The organism is Thomasclavelia saccharogumia DSM 17460 (genome assembly GCF_000686665.1).
In the GTDB taxonomy this organism is placed as follows: domain Bacteria; phylum Bacillota_I; class Bacilli_A; order Erysipelotrichales; family Coprobacillaceae; genus Thomasclavelia; species Thomasclavelia saccharogumia.
In genome coordinates this window covers 1-6,059 of sequence record NZ_JMLH01000103.1, presented here as the reverse complement: position 1 = coordinate 6,059, position 6,059 = coordinate 1, and the positions used below count along the sequence as shown (strand labels likewise).

The 6,059-nt window shown below is 26.6% G+C and carries 4 protein-coding genes and 1 pseudogene; 2 read left to right on the top strand and 3 right to left on the bottom strand.

Translation table 11 applies throughout. The features are described 5' to 3' along the window. Together BR82_RS16050 and BR82_RS0114145 are read left to right on the top strand one after the other, a co-directional pair. Positions 1-543, top strand: a pseudogene (locus BR82_RS16050) (FIVAR domain-containing protein); the annotation flags it as partial. A 222-nt stretch (positions 544-765) separates the two neighbouring features. Further along, the gene (locus BR82_RS0114145) at positions 766-1,656 is read left to right on the top strand and encodes a DegV family protein (protein WP_027090699.1); all 891 of its coding nucleotides are present in this window, start codon (positions 766-768) and stop codon (positions 1,654-1,656) included. A gap of 30 nt (positions 1,657-1,686) precedes the next feature. On the opposite strand, the gene BR82_RS0114140 is transcribed toward BR82_RS0114145, so the two are convergent. From BR82_RS0114140 to BR82_RS0114130, 3 genes are all read right to left on the bottom strand, one after another. Beyond that, positions 1,687-3,774 carry a sensor histidine kinase gene (locus BR82_RS0114140; RefSeq protein WP_027090698.1) on the bottom strand — a complete coding sequence of 696 codons (2,088 nt, stop codon included), beginning with the start codon at positions 3,772-3,774 and terminating at the stop codon, positions 1,687-1,689. Between the two features lie 8 nt (positions 3,775-3,782). Beyond that, positions 3,783-4,487: a response regulator transcription factor gene (locus BR82_RS0114135; protein ID WP_027090697.1), complete on the bottom strand. Its 705-nt coding sequence runs from the start codon at positions 4,485-4,487 to the stop codon at positions 3,783-3,785. 72 nt (positions 4,488-4,559) lie between these two features. After that, on the bottom strand, positions 4,560-5,243 hold the full coding sequence (locus BR82_RS0114130; protein ID WP_027090696.1) for a TVP38/TMEM64 family protein: 684 nt from the start codon (positions 5,241-5,243) through the stop codon (positions 4,560-4,562). Positions 5,244-6,059 lie beyond the last annotated feature (816 nt).

Below are 6,059 nucleotides of genomic sequence, written 5' to 3'. Positions count from 1 at the left end.
AATTTAAGATTAAAAGCCCAAAAAGAGCTATTACAGGGATTATATGATAAAGTAAGTGGAATAGATATAGAACGCTATACAGAAGCCAGTGCAGAAAAATTTATAGAAGCAGCAGCCAAAGCTAAAGAAGTATTAGATGATCCAAATGTTAGTCAGGAAGGAGTAGACAATGCATATAATGGATTGTTGAAAGCATATTTAGATCTACGGTTGATTCCAAATAAGGAATTGTTGACAGGAACGCTTACTAAAGCGATGGCGTTAAATAAAGTAAATTATAGTGCAAAGACTTGGGCAGTAGTAGAAGAAGCAGTAAATGAAGCTCAAGTAGTATTAAATGATCCCGAAGCTGTGCAAAGTGAAGTAGATAGAGCTGATGATGCTTTAACAAAAGCAATCGAAGGGTTAGAAAGTACATCAGTTGTAAAATCAGGTGATACAACAAGTGTTGCTACTGGTGATGATGTAAATCTTATCTATTCATTTGCAGGATTTGTAATTGCAACAATAGCTTTATGTGGAAGTAGAAAAAGAAAAGTTTAAACTTATATCGGATGTATAGATCTGATAATAGTAAAAAAAGGAAGTTTTAAAACTATTGATTTTAATTATCAATAAAATTAATTCTTCCTTTTTTATTGTATACTCTTTTATAAAAATCTAGTAAAATAAGAATATAAGCTATTTTAGTATATGTTTTTTAAGAACTATTCGATGATAAAGAAATTATTGTAATTTAGTAAAAAGTTAAAAGGAGCGAGTTAAATGTATAAGATCATAACAGATGGTTCATGTGATTTGGCACCTGAATTAGTAAAACAGTTGGGTATTGAAGTTGTGCCTTTTTATGTATCGATAGATGGTGTTCATCATCAAAAAGAAATCGTTGAATTAGGAATTAGAGAATTTTACCAATTTATGATTGATAATCCTAAAGTTTATCCTAAAACATCAATGCCTTCAATTCAGGACTATTTGGAGGTTTTTGAGCCGATTTTAAAGAATGGTAATGACATTGTCTGTATTTGTATATCAACAAAGTTCTCCGGTTCATATAATTCAGCAATGAATGCTAAAAATATACTATTGGATAACTATCCAAATATGAAAATTGAAATAATCGATGCTACAGTAAATACGGTATTACAAGGAATGCTTGTTGAAGCAGCTGTAGCAAAGAAAGATAATGGTGCTTCATTTGAAGAAACTGTTAAATATGTGAATACAATTAAGGAAACAGGAAGAATATTTTTTACGATTGGAGGAATGGATTATTTAGTACATGGGGGCCGAGTTGGAAAATTATCAGGAATTGCAGCAGGAGCATTGGGAATTAAACCGTTGATCTTGCTTAAAGAAGGAGAAATATTTAATAATGGATTAACGCGTGGACGTAAAAAATCGATTCAAAAAATAATAGAACAAATTATTGATTACTTTAAAGATAATATGCTTGATGTGAAAAAGTATCGTTTTTGTGTTGGGTTTGGTTATGACAAAGAAGAAGCTGTTGAATTTAGAGAAAAATTTATTGAGGCATTAAAAGGAATATGTCCATCATTTAATGAAGAGATTTTGATTCGGCAAATCGGTGCAACAATTGGAGTACATACAGGACCTCATCCATTAGGAGTAGGTTTATTGCAAAAAGATTAAAAACTATCAAAATGGTAGTTTTTTAAATAATTATTTTTTAAAGATAACTATTGCTTTAAATAAATCACCGTCAATTTCAACTTTGAAAATACCATTTTGTAATTCAGTAAAGCTTTTTACAATTGCTAAACCTAAACCACTACCACTAGTATTTCTCGATGCATCTCCTTGAATGAAGCGACCTACTAATTCATTAGCATTTATTTTAATTTCATTAGCAGAAATATTTTTAAAAATGATTTCTACTTTATCATTTTGATCAATCACTTCTATATAAACACGAGTATTTTCAAGAGCGTATTTACTAATATTAATAAGTAGATTTTCAAAAATACGATAAGTTTTTTGGCTATCTAGTTGCAAAATAATTTTTTCTTTAGGATAAGTAGTTTTGAATGTTAGGTTTTTTCCAATGAAATTGTCTGTAAGTTCAAATTTTGTTTGTTGAATCAACGCAATGATATCAACGTTAACAATATTCAATTGTATATTGCCACTATTAGCTTTACTAATTTCAAATAAATCATCAATCAAATTTTTTAGTCTAAAAGCATTACGATCAAGAGTATTAATATATTCATTTCTTTTATCACTGCTAAGATTTTCTTCTTTTAATAGATCGATATAAGTAATAATTGATGTTAAAGGTGTTTTTAAGTCATGGGAAACATTAGAAATTAATTCAGTTTTCATTTTTTGTGATTTTACTTCCTCATTAACTGCTTTTTCAAAACCATCTTTTATATTAGTAAATTCAGTTTTTAAAGAATTAAATAAATTAAGATCTTGATTGATTTCAACATCAAAGTCACCATTAGATAATCGCTGTACAGAATTTAATAATATTTGATAATCATGTTTAATTGCTTCAAACTTATTTTTTAAAATAATAAATAAGATTATGGAATAAATTATGGTTAAAAATATACCAAAAGCAAAGAAACAGCAAATAATAGAGATAACCAAACCATTTATAATAACTATTTTTAAAATAACTCTATTTGTATTATCATTAAAATCAAAATTAATAATTTTATTGAATGCTTTTTTTGATGTTTTAATTATCCAGCAACAAAGAGTGTTATTTTTTAAAAATGACATTATTCCCTCTTTAAAAATTGATTTTATATAATAGATAGTAAACATACAAAGAAACAAGAAGATCAGCCAGGTTCCGATGTTCATGGCACTAAGAACGATTTCGCTATATTTACCAAAACCTATAGAAGATAATTTTGAAATATAGTAACCATTTAAAGTATCAATAATTAAAGCATAAATAACAGTAATAATACCAGCAAATGCAACACTTAAAATGCAAAATAAAATTTCTAATTTAATTTTAGCTAAAGAAGCAAATAGATTTATTTCTTTAACTATTTCATAAGGATAAAAAAGAATAAATAAACTTATTACAATAATAGCAATCATTGCAATAGGAATAATATTTTCAATATTAGTAGCCAACGAATTTTCTGCTGCATACCAAGAAATTGTATCGATTGAACTACTACTAAGCTTATAAGGCACGGCAAGATATATTGTAAAGTTTGTAGGATTGTGGAGAACAGCATTTTCATCATATTCGTCTAAATATTGAAAATATGTTTGTTTATAGTTATTCCAAATCAACTCATAGTTTTGATTTGCTGATGTTGAACAACCCAATGAATCATAGCTGAATTGTCCATTTTCATCAAAATTAATTTTTAAATACCATTGATATTTTTCTTTTAAAGAATTATTATCAAAAATATTTTTAATATCGTCATTGGTGTTGCTTAAAGAATTATTGTTACCTTCTGCATAATATTTTATATTTTTTTTATCAGACATAATTTCTCGATTATATAAAATACTGTTTTGATAAAATTCATCACTAGCTTCATTATTTGCTGTAATATATTTAGGAATTCCTTCCGTTTTCCCAATATTATCTAATTGAAAACTAACAGGATAGATAGTATCTAAAATATCATAAAGAATTTGATTTTTAGAAAAATCAATAGTTTTTAGACTATTAGTTTCAATAAGATCATAGCTAAAATAAATACCAATACTACTAGTTAATAAAATTAAGATTGCTAGAACTGAAAAGATTATTTTTTTTGTATTCATTATATCACCTACTGTTTTTCAATTTTATAACCGACACCCCAAACTACTTTTAAATATTGTGGATTACTTGGGTTGATTTCAATCTTTTCACGTAAATTTCTAATATGAACCATAACTGTTTCAGTATTAATGGCAGCTTCCTGCCAGACATTTTCATATATTTGTTCGCTTGAAAAAACACGACCAGGTTTTTTCATTAATAATTCAAGAATTTTTAATTCGATTGGAGTAACTTTAATTATTTTACCATCAACAGTTACTTCTTTAGTATCTAGATCGAGTTCTAATCCACCAACTACATATTTATTACTTTTATCTTGTTTTTTATCTAACATATTTAAATATTTATGGTATCTTCTAAGTTGAGAAGATACTCGAGCTAAAAGTTCCATTGGTACAAATGGTTTTGTTACATAGTCGTCACCACCAATATTCAAACCAGTAATTTTATCAATATCTTCTGACTTAGCAGATAAGAAAATAATTGGAAAGTCGTATTTTTCACGAACTTTTAATGCCATTTCGATGCCATTCATGATAGGCATCATTACATCAACGATTGCTAAATGGATATCATGCTGTTCTATTATTTCTAAACCAGCTTTGCCATTATTAGCAATGTATACATGATATCCTTGAGATTTTAAATATATTTCGATTGCTTTAGCAATTTCTATTTCATCTTCTACAATTAAAATATTATCTTGATTCATATTTCTACCTTCTTTCATAACTATTATAAGCTACTACATTTAAGAATAACAGAAATGAAATCAAAAGATTTTCTAAAGATTTTTTTGCTGTTTATTTATATACCATTTATAAACAAACAAACCAATGATTGATATGATACCAGTAATCACAAATACCGCAATAGTAAAAGGATACTTTTGCTCTGATAAGCCATGACCGCCAATAGTACTTGTTACAATTGAAGGAATTCTTGCTACAGTAGTAATTAACAAAAAGCTGGATAATTTAATTCTTGTAAGAGGTGCAAAATATGTAAGGATATCTTTTGGTGTACCAGGGATAAAAAAAATAACAAAAAGAATGAGTTCTAAATTTTTTTTATCTTTTAAAAATGATATTTCATGAAGCTTTTCTTGATTGAAAAATTTATTGATAAATCTAATGCCGTATTTTCCAACGAACCAGTATATTATAACTGTTCCAATCATTGCCCCTAGTAAGCAGATTATTAGACCTTGAATTTCACCATAACAAAAGCCTGAAGCTACTTCAATAATTTCACCTGGTAAAAAGACAAATACAACTTGCACTGCCATAATTAAAATTAGAAATAATTTGCCCCAGTTACCAAATTGATCTAATTGTACTTTTAAATGTTCGGGATTATTTAAGAGATATATAAAAGGTTTGTATAGTATTAGACAAAAACCAGCCATGATGGATGTTGCTAAAAGAAGTCGATAAATTAATTTTTTATTTTCCTTAATTATTTCCATTTTTTCACCTCGCATTTAGTATAGACAGTTAATCTAAAAGAAAACGGGTGAAAGATCAAAAATAATTCTAAAAAAATTACAAAGTTTAAAAAAAGAATATAATTTTAAGATCATGAATATTATTAAAAACTATAGATAATAGAAAAGTTTTGAATTAAAAAAGTGCTCATAATTTGAGCACTGTTAAAAGGGGTGATTTGTGAGAAAAATAAAATTTAATATGTTTAAAAAATTAGTGGAAATATCAAATGATTTGTATAAGTTATTGTAAAGAGTTATTTAAGTACTTATTAAATAGAATTACTTTAATAATATTTTGGGGTAATATCTTTTTACCAACAAGATTATTTAACAATAACATTAAAATGTATCATTATAGTTTTTAAGGGGTACAAAGTCCAAAGATTTTGCTTATCTATTTTAAAACGATAGTAATTATTTAAATCTGATTATTATTTAGTTTACCAAGTTATTGTTACTGGTTTTATTTTATTTTCTGTATTAACTCTTTTTATATTAATTGTACTAAAACGCTACGCGTTAGCTCAATTCTTTCTTTATGTTTTCTATATTTTTTTGTTTGCCATCTTTCTTATGATGGCTTTTTTTATTTATAATTTAGTTGTCATTTTATAACAGAAAGGACTGATTAATTATGAATACTAAATCTATAAATGACAAAATCAAACAATTTCCTATCCTTAATGATGTTAGGATCGCTCTCGATTTAAAAAACCTTGCCGATAAAACTATTATCAATTATATGGACGGTATCGCTCGTTTTCTTGATTTCATTAATTATGACAATCTTTTTGA